Here is a 14,934-nt window from a genome sequence, read left to right on the forward strand (position 1 = left end):
AGAAGTTGGTACTCTCGTGGTGACTGTGTGAAAAGAGATTAAAGAAGGGTAGAAGTGTATGACCAATCCTTTTGATCCGAAACCGGATGACAACGGCTCGCAGGGCGGGTTCGGCAACAATCCGGGAAACAACGCCAATAACTCCTCGGGAAACAATGGCGGCCTGCCGCGGTATGAACCCACCACGCACCCAGAGGATCAGGCTGGCTTCGGCCAGTCCGGCAGTTATGGCAATTACGGTGGCGAGTCCTACGGCGCTCAGCCCTATGGTGGCAATTCCTATGGCGCCTACAACGCCGGTCAGCCGGGATACGCCGGGGCAAGCTACGGAGGCGATTCCGGATATGAGGGCCCTGGTCCGGGCGCCGGCCCTGCCTACACGGGCCCAGTCAGCGCCCTAGAGGCGATCAAATGGGGCTTCAAGGCTGCGCTGGGTAATGCGATGCTGTGGGTGCTGGGTGCTGTCGTAGTGTTCTTTATTCAGGTTATTCCACAAATTGGCATAAGCGTTGGCGAGCAGAACGCCGATGGTACGGGCGCGAGCGTCATGGTGAGCTTCTTCTCCTTTGCCGTGTCTATCCTCGCCATCGTTATCTCTTTGATTGTGTACCGCTTGGCCTATCGCGAGATCGATAAGCCAAGCCCCACGTGGGGCACTCTTTTCCAAGGTGTTCGCTGGGTGTCGCCGCTTGTGGTGAACCTGGTCCTGGGTATTCTTGGCGCTATAGCCCTCGTGATTGTTGTCGTCATTGTGTTTGCTGTGGGCTTCGGCGGGGCCTCTGCAATGGATATGCAGAACGTCGAGAACCTCGGAGACGGGGAGATTCTCGCGCTCGTCGGTTCCATCTTCGGTATTCTCGCCGTGCTCATGCTGATCGGGCTATTCATCCAGCCCTTCTTTACCCTCATGCCCTGGTTGGCAGCGGATACCTCCTCAATCGGTGAGGCGTTCTCGCAGGGGCTCAAGCTAGGCAAACAGAATTACAGCCACATCCTGCTGTTCATCGTTCTTACGGCTCTCATGTTTGCCGCGTCCTTCATCACGTTGGGCTTGGCGCTGGTAGTCATCGCACCGGCTATGCAGCTGGCAACCGCGCACCTGTGCCGCCAGTGTCAAGGGCGTTATGCCCCCGCAGCCTAAACACTAAAGGCCACACGTAGCGCATTTAACGCGCGCCGCCGCCCTGACTGTCCTCTTCGGATAGCCCTTTCACAGAGGAGGGCCTAGACAAGGAGGCCGGTCAGTGGCGGCTTTGGCGTTTTGAGTGTCGCGCTGGGGCACGCGTGTTGATCAGAGGGAGCTGACTAGGGAGACGAAAAGAGGTCCCGAGAGCGCTCGACGGCGTCCTCAAATGCGCTGGTGACCAGTGTCCCGAAAGTGCGGTATTCATCGGCGCGGGCGGCAGAGGAGCGAAAAACGAGCCCCACCTGGCGCTCTGCTGTTACCGAAGGGGCAAAGCGAGCAACGGCAAGCTGCGGGTTCTGGCATTCCGTAACGAGTGCGGATTCAGGTACGAGTGTGGCGCCGAGGTTTCCCATGACAAGCTGCAAAATAGTGGTCAGTGACGAGGCGCGCGTGACGGCATTGGTGGCTTCGGAGGGGTTCACTTTCGCGCGGCGGCACAGGTCGAGGACTTGGTCGCGGAGGCAGTGGCCGTCATCAAGCAAGAGCAAATCGAGATGCTCGAGCTCCGACAGTGTGAGGTCATCGCGCCCTGCGAGTGGATGCGCCGCTGGAGTTACTGCGGTGAAGGCCTCGGTGTAGAGAGGGATCTCCACCATGCCGGGAGCCTCAGTGGGTAGTGCAGCAACGGCTAAGTCAAGGTTTCCTTCGCGCAGCTTACTCAGAAGATGCTGGGTTTGCTCCTCGACGAAGCGGGGCTCCAAATCGGGGTAAGCATCATCGATGGATCGCAACAGACCCGGCAAGATATAGGGCGCGATGGTCGGGATGATGCCGATGGTGAGGGGACCGGTGAGTGTGCCGTTGGCGCCGCGGGCTTGGCTCAGGAAGGCATCGGAGGCTTCGAGGGCCGCCTTTGCATAGGGCAGGAGCATCTCGCCGGTGGACGTCACGATGACCTTGCGGGTGGAGCGTTCAATGAGCTGCACTCCCAGTCCTTGCTCGAGCGCGACGAGGGCTTGGGAGAGCGAAGGCTGGGAGATATCGAGCTTGGCGGCCGCGGAGCCAAAGTGCTTGTTCTCTGCGATCGTGACGAAGGTGCGCAACTGGGCGAGGGTCGGACGATACTCCTTATTGTTCATGCCTATAACTGTAACACTTCTAATTCGTCGGTCCTATTGACGCGCGAAGCCTTCCGTGGCATACTTGGCAGGTGAGCGACCGCGTACCTGCTAAAAGGCAGATTGACGTGTGGTCGTAGAGATTTGCATCACAGTTATGCATTGTTGTGACACTATAAGGAGTTGAGCCTTTAATGCCTATCCTGACCGTTGGCGAGAAGTTCCCAGAGTTCGAGTTGACCGCACTGAAGGGCGGTGACCTCCACGACGTTAACGCTAACCAGCCGGAGGACTACTTCGAGCAGGTATCTCTGGACAAGTACCAGGGAATGTGGAAGGTCGTGTTCTTCTACCCGAAGGACTTCACCTTCGTGTGCCCGACCGAAATCGCCGCCTTCGGCAAGCTGAATGAGGAGTTCTTGGACCGCGATACCCAGGTGCTTGGCGGCTCCACCGATAACGAGTTCGCACACTTCAACTGGCGTGCAACCCACCCGGAGCTGAAGGAAGTTCCGTTCCCGATGTTCTCTGACATCCGCCACGACCTGATCCGTGCCCTTGGTGTGGAGAACGCCGACGGTGTTGCTGACCGCGCAACCTTCATCATCGACCCGGACGGTGTCATTCAGTTCGTGTCCGTGACCCCGGATGCTGTCGGCCGCAACGTTGATGAGGTTCTGCGCGTGCTGGACGCGCTGCAGTCCGAAGAGGTCTGCGCCTGCAACTGGGAGGCTAACGACCCGACGAAGAACATCGACAAGCTCGAGGTTGTTCAGTCCGCTCTGTAAACCAGCAGTAAGCACAACCGCCCAACCTTAAAGGAGTTACATCAGTGTCTATCGAAAACCTGAAGTCCGCGCTTCCGGCATATGCTAAGGATCAGAAGCTCAACATTGGTTCCCTTACACGCACCACCGAGCTGAATGAGGAGCAGCTGTGGGGTAGCTTGGTCGCTGCTGCCGCTGCGACCCGCAATGATCTGGTGCTGTCGGAGATTCTCGAGGAAGCCCGCGAGCACCTCAGTGAGGAAGCAATTGACGCAGCTCTTGGCTCCGCCACGGTGATGGCTATGAACAACGTGGCCTACCGTGCAAAGAGCTGGTTGGGCGATGATTTTGCCCAGGTCAAGTTTGGTCTGCGCATGAATATCATTGCTAAGCCCGGCGTGGAAAAGGCCACGTTTGAGCTGTGGAGCACCGTTGTCTCCGCCATCAACGGCTGCGAGCACTGCCTGTCCGCACACGCTAATACTCTCCTCGAGGAAGGCGTGACCAAGGAGCAGATCTGGGAAGGCATCAAGGTAGCTGGCGTCATCGAGGCCGTGGCCCAGGCGCTGCAGGCCGAGGCTGTGCGCACCGCTGAGTAAAGCCAGCTAGCACTTTCCTAGCTAAACGTAGAGTCCCACTGCCCGCATTTGGCGGGAGGTGGGACTTTCTGTTTTGGGGCCCGTCGGGGAGGGGCGTCGGTGCGCAGAGGGCGCGTGGGACAGCTCTCTTCCTGCCTTTAGCCGACGACCCCGCCGAACGCGACGCCGATGCCATAAGTGACGGCCAGGCCCAGTGCACCACCGATGACGAGGCGGAGCACGGAACGCCCAGTGTTCGTGTCGGCGAGGCGGGCGGAGACGTAGCCTGTGATTGCAAGAGCGACCAAGGTAACGATGGCGACTGTTGCTGCAGCCATGCTCATGGGGGCGAGGAAGATCGACAACAGGGGGAGTGCGGCGCCGGCGAGGAAGGATACGGCCGACCAGAAAGCCGCATGCCAGGGATTAGTCAGGTCTTCGCCGTCGATGCCCATTTCAAGCCGGAGGTGTGCCTCCAGCAGTCGATCCTCGGCGGCGATTTCGCGCGCTGCGGTGTCCGCGGTTTCGGTGTGCATGCCGTAGCTGGCGAGCATGGAAACGAGCTCAGCATGTTCTTGTTCGGGGATTTCCGCCAGCTCGCGGGTCTCCTTGTCGATCATCATCCGCTCGGAGTCACGCTGAGCGGACACCGAGACGTATTCTCCAAGCGCCATGGAGGCGGCACCAGACACGGTGGCTGCCAAGCCGGCGGTGAGGATGGCGCTTGCCGACGCCCCCGAACCCACCACGCCGAGTAGAAGCGCGGCGACAGAAACGATACCGTCGTTGGCGCCAAGAACGCCTGCCCGCAAAGAGTTGAGGCGCGCGTTGTGTGAAGATCCGTGGGGTTCGTTGCCATGGTGGGGCATTGCCAGCTCCTCGATGTCCAGAGTGTCCACGTCGTGCTCTAGTGCTCTCGCAATTGTCTAGAGAACTTCTTATACTCCAGTATCAATGCTGGTCAACGCCCTGTAAAGCGTGTGTAGGCTTAGCTGAATGCAGGGAGCGAAGGCTTAGATAATAGTGCCAGTCCATTCGCCACAGGCGGCACCATCCACGGACAGCCCCATGGTGAAAACCTGGTCGGTGAGTTCAAAATGAGCCGTTGGCACGGTGACAACGAGCTCCTCGGGGGTGTACGTATAGGGATAGTCAACTGGACGGTGGGCATCCCTGGTGTCCTCACCAAAAGACGCGATTTCCATGGAGACGAGCTGGTCTCGCTCGAAGTGGATGATGAGTTGAAGATCGAGGGTGTGCAGCTTAAACACGACGTCACGGTGGTGAGGAAGGCCTCCGAGAAGCCAGTGGACCGTGACGGCGTCATCCTGCGTTTCAAAGTGAACGCCCGCGAGGCGAATACTGGTGGCTGGGGAGTCTGGGGTATTCATAGCGCCACCCACTGTACTCCCCACGTGGCTATGTGAAATCGAGAGAAAAGTATTCAGATTTGGTGAGATGCAGGACCTTCTCGAAGAGCCAGCAAAAGAGCAGCGCAAGGGCGAGCGGCAGGACGAGGTAGACAAAGGTGATAATCATTACGTTGCCAGCGCTCCAGCCCCAGCCTTCGTAGTTGAGGGCGGCCAAGGGGCCCATCAGGCCGGAGATGCCGAAACCGGCGGAAATCGGGGTACCGGAAATCCCTAGGGCGCCGCCGACCCCGCCCAAAACTGCCGCGGAACAAAGTACCGGGAGGAAGGTCACTGGCTTGGACAGCATATTGGCCATCTGCACCTTGGGGGAACCGAGGACGTGCAGGATGGAGGTGGCGAAGCCGTTGACGCGCCAACCAGCAACCAGAACGGTAAATCCGGCGGCCACGGCACCCAGGTTGGCGGTACCGGAGGCAACACCGTCAATGAAGATGGCAGTGGCAATGCCAACGGTGGAGACTGGGGAGACAATCATGATGGCGAAGAGGATAGCGAGGACCACGCCCATAAGGACCGGCTGCAAAGTGGTTGCGCCGTTGACCAAGTTGCCCAACCACAGGGTGAAGACCTTAACAACGGGGTAAGTGACTACCCATCCAATCGTGCCCGCGACCAGAGTCACAATGGTGGAGAGCAGCAAGATTGAGTAGTTCTTGAGTTTATCGCCGATGAAAAGAAGCAGTCCCACCGCGATGGCTGCGGTAAGTCCTGAGTTAATCACAAGGCCAGTACCTTTGAGGAAGAAGCCGCCCTCGGGATTCACTGTGGCCACGCCGGAGCCGCAGAAGGAGGCAATACCCACCGCGGCGGTTTGGATGGGTGTCATCTTGAATTCGATGCCAATGAGGACACCGATCATGACGGGCAAAAGGCTAGCGGCCAAACCGGTGAGGGCCATGACGGTGGCGGCGCCAGACCAGAAGGGCAGCAGAGCCTTGGCCAGTTCGCCCAGTAGAGCTTGCGGAACCAGCGACACCACGACGGCGATGGAGATGCCGTTGAGGACCTTCATGGTGAAGGAACCGGGTGTGAGGCGCTCGGCCGCGGGGGCTGCGCTGGCGTGAGGAATTGGGGAAAGCTTGCGTTCGTCTATCTGTTGTGCCGTGCTCATTCTCCAATCATACGAATAATATGCGATGAACGGAAAATATTAATTCAGAAAAGGGGGTATTAATAGTCCCTGCTTATGCGCCCTAGTACTCCACGCGCAGCTCAGAAAGCCGTACTTCCCCGGCTTCATCGGAGGCATCGAGATCTACGATGCCAACGAGCTGATAGGAGTTATCACCCTCTGGGTCCTTAAGGATCTGACGCACGGTCCACGACCGCGAGCCGCCAACTCCACGAGCGCCCGAGCCCGTGTCACCCTTATCCAAGACAAAATATTCCTGCCCCCTAGCCGCTGGCCCAGTGTCGATGTCATCGTAATCATCGAAGTAGTCATCGAGGGCGCGGCCGAAGTCGGGGATCTCCTCCAAGTAATCCAATAGGTTTGCCAAGCGCTCTTCCTTCTCCAAGGCAAAGAGCTGAGCAAGGCGGAAGAAGTAGTTGCGCACCATGATGCTGAAAGCCCGCTGATTCGCGGTCAAGGCAGTGGGATCCTCAACTCCAAAGGCCAACTCGCGGTCCAAATCCTCCTGGGAAATGGGGGAGTCCTCGCCAGCCATCTCAGCCCACTCGTCGACAAGCGAAGAATCTACTTGGCGGATAAGCTCCCCGAGCCAGACGATGATGTCCTCGAGTTCTTCTGTGAGGAACTCCGCGGGAATCGACTGCTTGAGCGTGCGCCAGGCATCCGTCAGGTAGCGCAAAATGACGCCTTCCGAGCGGGCAAGACCGTAGGTGGCGACGAGATCGGAAAAAGTCATGGCGCTCTCCAGCATGTCGCGCACTACAGACTTAGGCCGCAGCTCGAACTCCTTAGCCCATGGGTTGGTCTGGCAGAAGGTCTCATAGGATTGTTCGAGGAGTTCTTCCAGGGGCTTTGGCCACGTGATGTCTTCCACGATGGCCATGCGCTCGGTATAGTCCACGCCCTCCGCTTTGAGAGCTGCTATCTCCTCACCGCGCCGCTGCTTCTGTTGAGCAATAAGCACCTGGCGTGGATCATCCAGCACCGATTCAAAGACAGAGATGACATCGAGGGCATAGGTCTCGGACTCGGGATCCAGCAAGGTGAGTGCCGCTAGCGCGAAGGGGCCTAAAGGCTGGTTGAGGGCGAAATCGCGCGGCATCTCACGGACCACGTGGTAGGGGCGGCCGTAGATATCGAGCCCCTTCGTAGACTTTTGCACCACGCCCGAATTGAGGAGGCCTCGGAACAGACTCAACGCTGTGAGGATGTCCTCGTTCTGGCGGGCGCGCGTGTTGTGGCTCGTGCGGAGCAGGTGCTTAAGGTGCTCGTAGCCGTTGCCGTGGCGGGCGAGCACGTTGAGCAACATGGAGTTGGACACTCGGAACTGGGACGTCAATTGCTCCGGCTCGGCGTCGATAAGCCGGGCGTAAGTCTGCTCCGACCACGACACTTCACCGTCGCGCGCAGACTTCTTCTTCAGCTTCTTGAGGCGGGCCGGGTCATCGCCCACACGGCGCCGCGCTTTGGCGTTCTCAATCTCATACTCCGGCGCCTGCACTACGACGGTGCCTTCCGTGTCATAACCGGCGCGGCCAGCGCGGCCGGCAATCTGGTGAAACTCACGGGATTTCAGAATGCGCTGGCGGGTCCCGTCATACTTGGCCAAACCCGTCATCAGCACTGTACGGATGGGGACGTTGATGCCCACACCCAAAGTATCGGTGCCGCAAATAATCTTGAGAAGGCCCTTCTGGGCCAGGCGCTCAACCAAGCGCCGGTACTTCGGCAGCATGCCAGCGTGGTGGACACCGATTCCCTTACGCAGAAGCTTAGAGAGGTCTTTGCCAAACGTCGTGGTGAAGCGGAAGCCCGCGAGCTCCGCGGCAATGGCCTCCTTCTCCTCTGCGGTGATGATCTTCGACAGCGAAGTGAGCGCCTGCGCACGCTCTGAGGCTTCGCGTTGGGAGAAGTGGACGACATAGACAGGGGCTTTGCCATCGGCGAGCAATTCTTCGATTGTTTCGTGGACCGCGGAAAAGACATAAGAGAAGTCGAGGGGCACTGGGCGAGTTGTTCCCGCTACCAGAGTCGTCGTGCGGCCGGTACGCTCCGTCAAATCCTTCTCCAGCCAGGCGGTATCACCCAGGGTGGCGGACATGAGCAGGAACTGGGCCTTCGGTAGCTCCAGGAGCGGTACCTGCCAGGCCCAGCCGCGATCGGGTTCGGAGTAGTAGTGGAACTCGTCCATGATCACTTGATCGATGGCGGCTTCTGCGCCATCGCGTAGCGCAATATTGGCCACGATCTCAGCGGTGGCGGCGATAATCGGGGCGGAGCCATTGACCGTGGCATCGCCGGTCATCATGCCGACGTTCTCGGGGCCGAAAATCTCGCAGAGAGCGAAGAACTTTTCGCTCACCAAGGCCTTGATGGGAGCGGTGTAGAAGCTGCGCTGGCCGCGTGCTAAAGCAGTGAAGTGGGCGGCGTTGGCCACCATGGACTTACCAGATCCGGTGGGGGTGGCCAAGATGACGTTATCCCCGGCGAGAACACCAAGGGAGGCCTCTTCCTGCGCCGGGTAAAGCGAGATACCGCGGCCGGAAGTCCAGGACAAAAATGTGTCCCAGATGGCCTCATCAACCATCGACTCGGGGACTTCGGCGAGATCGGGCAACATCTGAGAAAGGTTCACCCGTCCCACCTTAGGCGAAAAGCTCTATTAACCAGAGCGTCGGCCCTGCGCCCCAACTTCACTGCCCTGCCTCTAATTGTGCGGCTGGGCAAGATATGCTTAGACGTCGTCATCCATGTCTAAGCCGGGGCCTTCATCGCGGCCGTAGTTGTCTTCGCGGTCATCGATATCTTCGGACAGGATGTCCGAGCTGTCATCGAGGCCAGCAAGAAAGGCCTCAAAGTCCGCACCGATCTCCTCGCCAGTGGGCATGTGCTCCTCACCTGGCATGATGGCCTGCGGGTGGCGGGAGCGGTAGCGCTCCATGTAGGCATCGTACTGCTCTTCTAGCTGACGTACGACGCCAGCGATCTCCTCAGAATCGGTAACCTGCTCCTCCAACTGCTGGTTGATGCGAGCAACGTCCGCTTCCAGGCTGCCCAGCGGAATGTTGAGGTCAACCGCCGAGGCGACCGAATCTAACAGCCGTAGCGTGGCGGCCGGGTAAGGAGACGCCGCAAGGTAGTGCGGAACATGAGCGGTGTATCCAGCAACGCGGCGGCCCTTCTTATCCAAGGCTCGCTCAATATACAGGGCGGCGGCGCCCGGGACCATCATGGTGGATTCCATGCGCACCATGGAGTTAAGGAGCTCCGGCTCATTGCCGTGCGCCGTGACCACGGTGGGGCGGGTGTGCGGCACCGGCATAGGGGCCGAGTACAGCATGATGGTGTTCTTGATATCGAACTTTTCCACCAAGTTCACCACCGCGTCCGTAAATGCCTCCCAGCGCAAGTCCGGTTCCGGTCCAGAAAGCAGCAGGAAAGGTGTGCCGGAGTTATCCCGGAGCACCTTGATGCCCAGATCGGTGTTCTCAATTTCTACCGTGCGGTCGTGGTCAATGGTGACGGCGGGGCGGCGAGAGCGGTAGTCAATAAGCTCGTCATTATTAAACGAAGCCAGCTGGCGGTTCTCCAACGCGGCTTTGAGGTGATCAGCACTGGCTTCGACGGCCTGGCCCGCATCGGCATAGCCATTCATGGCCACGATCATCGTAGGGCCATTGCCTGGGGCGGAATCGTCCTTGACCACTGGTGCGGGATACTCCAGCTCATACATGCGGCCCTGTTCTTCCTGCATGATTGTGACTCCTCCTTCTATCCGTGCGCTTCTTTAGAAGCGTACGGACCTAATCAGCGTTCTGTGCCTTGCAACGCTGTAGGGCTACTACCTATTCCCAGCTGCGATTGTGCGTTCCTTGCCAAGCCGAGCTGGGATTGATCATGGGCACTGGTGATGATCGTTCAAGCATGCCACATGGCCATCCGTTGTGCCAGCATGTCGAGTTGGTGGGTGTGAATAACTTGGCTCTTTCCCTCGGATTGCAGACCAGTCCGGACTAGTTATCCACAGATTCTCCGTGTGTGGCGTGATCCCCCTAGCGTCCTGTGGCAGCCCTGGTTCAGGGTACAAGTATGAGCACATTCTCAACGCACACAGATAACACCCCACCGATTACGACACCTGGTCATCTCCTTGCTAACATCCCCGGACTCCTTGGCTTCTATCCCACCGAATCGGTGGTATTCATGGCCATTGACACCACCCCGCGCGGCCCGGCCATGGGTCCGCTCGCCCGCGTCGATATCCCCGATGCCGCCGGAGCCCTGCCAGACATCGCGGCGATGCTGGCAGAGAATGCCCGCGAAGGCGTCTTCGCCTTCCTCATTTCGCAGCGCCCGCTTACTGAATTGCGGGAGGTGACCCACTGGCTCTACGGCCTGGATCGTTCCTGTGACGGGTTGGAGATTGACGCGGCCTGGTACGCCAAGGAAATCACCAAACATGAGCCCTACGTTCTGTTGCACGGAACCGTCAACGCAGATGGGAGCGGGCCGATGAAAAAGTGGGTAGAAGGCACTATACCGGCGCTTACCGACGCCTCCTCGATGCGCTCCTGCGTCAATCACAATGTTGTTCCAGAGCTCAATAGGGAAGAATTCTTTGCCATTTTCGCGCCGGGAAACCCACACCTCGATTCTGCCGAAGCCGAAGCCCTGAGCCGGCAAGCACGCGATACCGCGACTCAGTTTCGCGCCCAGGTGGCCGCGGCGAAAGGGAAGAAGCGCAAGGAACTCCTTGAGCACTTTGTGGATGATGCTCAGTGGGCGCTTCACCAGGTGGCGTCTGTGGAGGAAGCCGAAGAAGATGTAGAGCTGTTGGCATCATGCGCCGTGTGGCTGTCGACGACGTGGACGCGCGACCTCGTGGTGGGCATCTGCGCGGAGGCTGGCGAAACCGGTGCGTACCTTCTCCTAGCAGCAGCGCGCACATTCGGCGAAGAATTACGGGCGAATGCTCTGACCCTGTTTGCCCTGGCACACATGGAACAGGAGTGGGACATCCTGGCTGGACCGGCACTGCAGCTCGTCACGGAAGAGTTCCCTAGTCACCGCTTAGGATCGTTGTTGTGCCAGGCTTATCGCCACGGGTTGCACGAAAAGATACGCGCTTCGATCCACACGGGCGCGCGCAAAGCTTTTGACAACGCGGTAGGGGATGCGGCCCAGGAGGGTGATGCTAACGCTGAGCGGAGTGCGCCCGCTCGCCGAGCTGCCGGGTAAAGTTCCACGCATCCGTCACGATGGTGGTCAAGTCGGTGCGGCTCGGATCCCATCCGAGCTCGGACTTAATCTTGTCCGAGGAGGCCACGAGGGTTGCGGGATCTCCTGCGCGGCGGGGCGCCAGCTCAGCGGGGATGGGGTGTCCGGTGACTTCGCGGCAGGCCTCAATGACCTGCTTGACAGAGTAACCGTCTCCGGAGCCGAGGTTATAGATGCGGTGTGTACCCGCAGCGTTGCTTTCAAGCGCGAGCACATGAGCGTCGGCCAGGTCACGGATGTGGATGTAATCGCGGACGGCGGTGCCGTCGGCAGTGTCGTAGTCATCGCCGAAAATGAAGATCTTGTCGCGATGGCCAAGTGCTACCTGCAATACAAGCGGAATGAGGTGGGTTTCCACCTCGCGGTTCTCGCCAATGCTGCCGTAGGCACCGGCGACGTTAAAGTAGCGCAACGACGTCGCCCCCAAGCCGTAGGCCTGGGCATATGAGGTGATCATGTAGTCGATTGCGAGCTTGGATGCGCCATAAGGATTCGTCGGCTTCGTAGGCATCGTCTCTGTGATCGGAACCTGTGCAGGCTCGCCGTACGTTGCCGCGGTCGAAGAAAACACAAGGTTGGTGACGCCGAATTCGCGCATGGCGTTGAGCAACTGCAGCGTCGTGACGACATTGTGCTGCCAATAGTCAGCCGGAGCCTCAACGGATTCGCCAACGAGGGAGCGAGCGGCAAAATGCACAACGCCGTCGAAGCCTCCTTCAGATAGCACTTCACGAGCTACATCGGCCACGTCACCCTCGACGAGGCGGGCCTGCTCTGGGATAGCTTCGCGGTTGCCGGTGGAAAAGTTATCGATGATGGTGACGTCGTGCCCCTTCTCCACGAGGACGGCCGCGCACACGCTGCCGACATAGCCGGCACCGCCAGTAACAAGTAGCTTCATCGCCTTAGTCCTCCTTGACTCGGATAGCGTGCGCGAGGTCGTCGACAAGCTCGACGGTGTGGCCCGACTCCGTGGTCAGCGTAATCGTTCCGCTTTCATTGACCACGGTAACCTTCGAACCAACCTGAATACCGCACGAGTAAAGCTCGTGGAAAGTCGAGTTATCCGCCTGCAAAACCTCGTTGATCTGGACGATGGTGGCTGCAGTCTTTTGCCCGGTGGGAAGATCGATGGCGCGAGTCCCCAGGTCGAGTTCCGCGGGGGTCATGCCAAGCTGCGCCAAACCTGGGATGGGGTTGCCGAAGGGGGAGCGGGAAGAATCCTCAAGAACGGCTATGACTCGCTTCTCTACCTCTTCGCTCATGACGTGCTCCCAACGGCAGGCCTCATCATGAACCTTGTGAATATCGAGGCCCAGGACGTCCGTGAGCAAGCGCTCAGCGAGGCGGTGCTTGCGCATGACATTGGTGGCCAGTTCGCGACCTTGCTGGGTGAGGTCGAGGCTGCGGTCCGTGCGCACGTGGAGCAGGCCATCGCGCTCCATGCGAGCCACAGTCTGGGACACAGTCGGCCCAGATTGCTCTAGGCGCTCTGCAATGCGAGCACGCAGTGGGGTAATTCCTTCCTCTTCGAGCTCATAAATGGTTCGCAGATACATTTCCGTGGTGTCAACTAGATCCCTCACGTGGGCTTACCTTTCTGCGTTGTCGGCGGTCCGTAGCCACATAGGTTTAGGCGCGGTAATAGGAGTGTATTAAGAGAATATCTTAAACAATAGCGTATTTTTTCAGGGCTTAGCGCACGCAGCGCTGCACGCTGCGCGGGGTGAATAGGAAGATATGGACAAAGAGATTCACGGCCCTCGAGAAATGACGAAAGCCACCGAGCATCGACCTCCCCGAGCCCAGCCAACAATTTAGGTGGGCAGGAGGGATGAACCTCGATGGCTAGCGCCAAGCTATGAAACAGAACTTAAAGCGCGTATTCGCGGAGACGATCGGCGCGGTTGCCCTCCCGCAGCTTGGCCATGACCTCGCGCTCAATCTGGCGAACACGCTCGCGGGAGAGACCGAACTTGCGTCCAATCTGATCGAGGGTGCGCGGAACACCGTCGTCCAAGCCATAGCGCAGGCGGATGACATCCTGCTCACGCTCCTCGAGGGAGCCGATGACGGAGCGGATATCAGAGTGGCGCATGGATGCCACCACGGCGGTTTCCGCATCGGTTGCCTCGGCATCCTCAATGAAGTCACCCAACGGTGCTTCTTCATCGGTGCCCACAGGCATATCCAGGGAGACGGGATCGCGAGACTGGCGCAGCAGCATTTCGATCTTGGACTCTTCGATGCCGGATTCCTCGGCCAGCTCCTCATTCGTAGCCTCGCGGCCCAAGGACTGATACATCTCGCGCTTGATGCGGGAAAGCTTATTGACCTGCTCTACCAGGTGCACCGGGAGGCGGATGGTGCGGGACTGGTCAGCCATGCCGCGGGTAATGGCCTGGCGGATCCACCACGTGGCGTACGTGGAGAACTTGAAGCCCTTGGCATAGTCAAACTTCTCCATTGCGCGAATCAGGCCCAGGTTTCCTTCCTGGATGAGGTCCAGCAGCGGCATGCCGCGGCCGGTATAACGCTTAGCCAGGGAGACCACGAGGCGCAGGTTAGCCTCGAGGAGGTGGGAGCGTGCCTTCTTGCCTTCGCGGGCGAGAATCTTGAGGTCGCGCTTCTCGGCGCGGGTCAGCTTTTCGGCATTGGCGAGCTTGTACTCGGCGTACAGGCCCACCTCGATTGCCTGTGCAAGCTCAACCTCGTCTTCGGCGCTCAGCAGCGCAGTCTTGCCGATTCCGTTGAGGTAAACGCGGACCAAGTCCGCGGAGGGATTGTCATTAGTCTGGTTACGGCGTGAGCCGCGGTCAACTTCCTGTCCGTCCTCGTCCTGGACGCTAGCAGCGGATGATGTGGCCATCTCATGCCTCCTAAGTTGCGGCTTGGTTCATCTCCTACAACGGACCTTCGGCGCAGATAGTTCCCACGGTTTGAAAAAAGTTCACGCATCCCGGTCTGCGAGGTGGGTTTTAGGCCATTTTGGGGGAGGCGCGCCGAGGCTACACCTCAACGAGCACGGTAAACGGCCCCTCATTGACGGAGGAGACCTGCATCATGGCTCCGAAGCGACCTTCCTCCACGGTGATCCCGCGCTTCCGCAGGCGAGCGACAACCCCTTGGATCACCGGTTCCGCCGCGTCCCCGGGTGCGGCATCTGACCACGATGGCCGGCGGCCCTTCGCCGTTCGCCCGTAGAGAGTGAACTGGCTTACCACTAGCACTGGAGCTCCACTGTCAACCACGCTGGTTTCGCCCTCGAGAATGCGCAGCTCGGCGATCTTGCGTGCCATCGTGTCCATCCGCTCCTCCAAGGATGGCCCGTCGGCAGGACCAGCTTCGGCGCCTGCCGTGACATCGTCACGAGATACACCAATGAGCGCTAGGATGCCGCCGGTGTCGGGACAGCTGATGGAACCGACAACGTCGCCTTCTACCGTGACGGAAGCTTCAGAAACGCGGGTGAGAACAGCACGCATGGACGGGGATACACAACC

The 14,934-nt window shown here is 59.3% G+C and carries 14 protein-coding genes; 4 read left to right on the forward strand and 10 right to left on the reverse strand.

Going from position 1 to position 14,934, the window contains the following annotated elements:
* Window positions 1–58 precede the first annotated feature (58 nt).
* Window positions 59–1,141: a hypothetical protein gene (locus QKE52_RS01500; RefSeq protein ID WP_347947922.1), complete on the forward strand. Its 1,083-nt coding sequence runs from the start codon at window positions 59–61 to the stop codon at window positions 1,139–1,141.
* Between the two features lie 164 nt (window positions 1,142–1,305).
* Here QKE52_RS01500 and QKE52_RS01505 read toward each other — a convergent pair whose 3' ends face one another.
* The gene (locus QKE52_RS01505) at window positions 1,306–2,265 is read right to left on the reverse strand and encodes a hydrogen peroxide-inducible genes activator (protein WP_046648224.1); all 960 of its coding nucleotides are present in this window, start codon (window positions 2,263–2,265) and stop codon (window positions 1,306–1,308) included.
* A 173-nt stretch (window positions 2,266–2,438) separates the two neighbouring features.
* On the opposite strand from QKE52_RS01505, the gene QKE52_RS01510 reads away from it, so the two are divergent.
* On the forward strand, window positions 2,439–3,032 hold the full coding sequence (locus QKE52_RS01510; protein WP_046648222.1) for a peroxiredoxin: 594 nt from the start codon (window positions 2,439–2,441) through the stop codon (window positions 3,030–3,032).
* A gap of 44 nt (window positions 3,033–3,076) precedes the next feature.
* Window positions 3,077–3,610: a carboxymuconolactone decarboxylase family protein gene (locus QKE52_RS01515; RefSeq protein WP_070547103.1), complete on the forward strand. Its 534-nt coding sequence runs from the start codon at window positions 3,077–3,079 to the stop codon at window positions 3,608–3,610.
* A gap of 137 nt (window positions 3,611–3,747) precedes the next feature.
* Here the strand turns inward: QKE52_RS01515 and QKE52_RS01520 are convergent, their stop codons facing one another.
* The 5 genes from QKE52_RS01520 to QKE52_RS01540 all read right to left on the reverse strand — a co-directional run bounded on the left by QKE52_RS01520 (window position 3,748) and on the right by QKE52_RS01540 (window position 9,908).
* A complete protein-coding gene (locus QKE52_RS01520; protein WP_293778848.1) occupies window positions 3,748–4,458 on the reverse strand; it encodes a VIT family protein in 711 nt (236 codons plus the stop codon).
* Window positions 4,459–4,602: 144 nt separating this feature from the next.
* Entirely contained in the window at window positions 4,603–4,980 is a 378-nt protein-coding gene (locus QKE52_RS01525) for a hypothetical protein (protein ID WP_347947923.1), read from the reverse strand.
* A gap of 28 nt (window positions 4,981–5,008) precedes the next feature.
* Window positions 5,009–6,133 carry a PTS sugar transporter subunit IIC gene (locus QKE52_RS01530; RefSeq protein WP_347947924.1) on the reverse strand — a complete coding sequence of 375 codons (1,125 nt, stop codon included), beginning with the start codon at window positions 6,131–6,133 and terminating at the stop codon, window positions 5,009–5,011.
* An 82-nt stretch (window positions 6,134–6,215) separates the two neighbouring features.
* Entirely contained in the window at window positions 6,216–8,789 is a 2,574-nt protein-coding gene (locus tag QKE52_RS01535) for a DUF3516 domain-containing protein (protein WP_347947926.1), read from the reverse strand.
* 99 nt (window positions 8,790–8,888) lie between these two features.
* On the reverse strand, window positions 8,889–9,908 hold the full coding sequence (locus QKE52_RS01540) for a PAC2 family protein (RefSeq protein WP_070513116.1): 1,020 nt from the start codon (window positions 9,906–9,908) through the stop codon (window positions 8,889–8,891).
* A gap of 335 nt (window positions 9,909–10,243) precedes the next feature.
* On the opposite strand from QKE52_RS01540, the gene QKE52_RS01545 reads away from it, so the two are divergent.
* On the forward strand, window positions 10,244–11,392 hold the full coding sequence (locus tag QKE52_RS01545; protein WP_070516897.1) for a DUF4192 domain-containing protein: 1,149 nt from the start codon (window positions 10,244–10,246) through the stop codon (window positions 11,390–11,392).
* On the opposite strand, the gene galE is transcribed toward QKE52_RS01545, so the two are convergent.
* The 4 genes from galE to dtd all read right to left on the reverse strand — a co-directional run bounded on the left by galE (window position 11,349) and on the right by dtd (window position 14,916).
* The gene (gene galE / locus QKE52_RS01550; protein ID WP_293778430.1) at window positions 11,349–12,332 is read right to left on the reverse strand and encodes a UDP-glucose 4-epimerase GalE; all 984 of its coding nucleotides are present in this window, start codon (window positions 12,330–12,332) and stop codon (window positions 11,349–11,351) included. The genes QKE52_RS01545 and galE overlap by 44 nt on opposite strands.
* Before the next feature lie 4 nt (window positions 12,333–12,336).
* Window positions 12,337–13,017 carry a metal-dependent transcriptional regulator gene (locus QKE52_RS01555; RefSeq protein ID WP_046648203.1) on the reverse strand — a complete coding sequence of 227 codons (681 nt, stop codon included), beginning with the start codon at window positions 13,015–13,017 and terminating at the stop codon, window positions 12,337–12,339.
* Between the two features lie 287 nt (window positions 13,018–13,304).
* A complete protein-coding gene (locus tag QKE52_RS01560; protein ID WP_046648202.1) occupies window positions 13,305–14,300 on the reverse strand; it encodes a sigma-70 family RNA polymerase sigma factor in 996 nt (331 codons plus the stop codon).
* A 139-nt stretch (window positions 14,301–14,439) separates the two neighbouring features.
* On the reverse strand, window positions 14,440–14,916 hold the full coding sequence (gene dtd / locus QKE52_RS01565; RefSeq protein WP_070753998.1) for a D-aminoacyl-tRNA deacylase: 477 nt from the start codon (window positions 14,914–14,916) through the stop codon (window positions 14,440–14,442).
* Window positions 14,917–14,934: the final 18 nt, after the last annotated feature.

The sequence above is a fragment of the Corynebacterium sp. c25Ua_47 genome (assembly GCF_039907205.1).
Classification (GTDB): Bacteria; Actinomycetota; Actinomycetes; order Mycobacteriales; family Mycobacteriaceae; genus Corynebacterium; species Corynebacterium hiratae.

Coding starts and splice junctions, on each gene's coding strand:
- QKE52_RS01500 (WP_347947922.1), top strand. CDS start 59: ATGACCAATCCTTTTGATCCGAAACCGGATGACAACGGCTCGCAGGGC.
- QKE52_RS01505 (WP_046648224.1), bottom strand. CDS start 2,265: ATGAACAATAAGGAGTATCGTCCGACCCTCGCCCAGTTGCGCACCTTC.
- QKE52_RS01510 (WP_046648222.1), top strand. CDS start 2,439: ATGCCTATCCTGACCGTTGGCGAGAAGTTCCCAGAGTTCGAGTTGACC.
- QKE52_RS01520 (WP_293778848.1), bottom strand. CDS start 4,458: ATGCCCCACCATGGCAACGAACCCCACGGATCTTCACACAACGCGCGC.
- QKE52_RS01525 (WP_347947923.1), bottom strand. CDS start 4,980: ATGAATACCCCAGACTCCCCAGCCACCAGTATTCGCCTCGCGGGCGTT.
- QKE52_RS01530 (WP_347947924.1), bottom strand. CDS start 6,133: ATGAGCACGGCACAACAGATAGACGAACGCAAGCTTTCCCCAATTCCT.
- QKE52_RS01540 (WP_070513116.1), bottom strand. CDS start 9,908: ATGCAGGAAGAACAGGGCCGCATGTATGAGCTGGAGTATCCCGCACCA.
- QKE52_RS01545 (WP_070516897.1), top strand. CDS start 10,244: ATGAGCACATTCTCAACGCACACAGATAACACCCCACCGATTACGACA.
- galE (WP_293778430.1), bottom strand. CDS start 12,332: ATGAAGCTACTTGTTACTGGCGGTGCCGGCTATGTCGGCAGCGTGTGC.
- QKE52_RS01560 (WP_046648202.1), bottom strand. CDS start 14,300: ATGGCCACATCATCCGCTGCTAGCGTCCAGGACGAGGACGGACAGGAA.
- dtd (WP_070753998.1), bottom strand. CDS start 14,916: ATGCGTGCTGTTCTCACCCGCGTTTCTGAAGCTTCCGTCACGGTAGAA.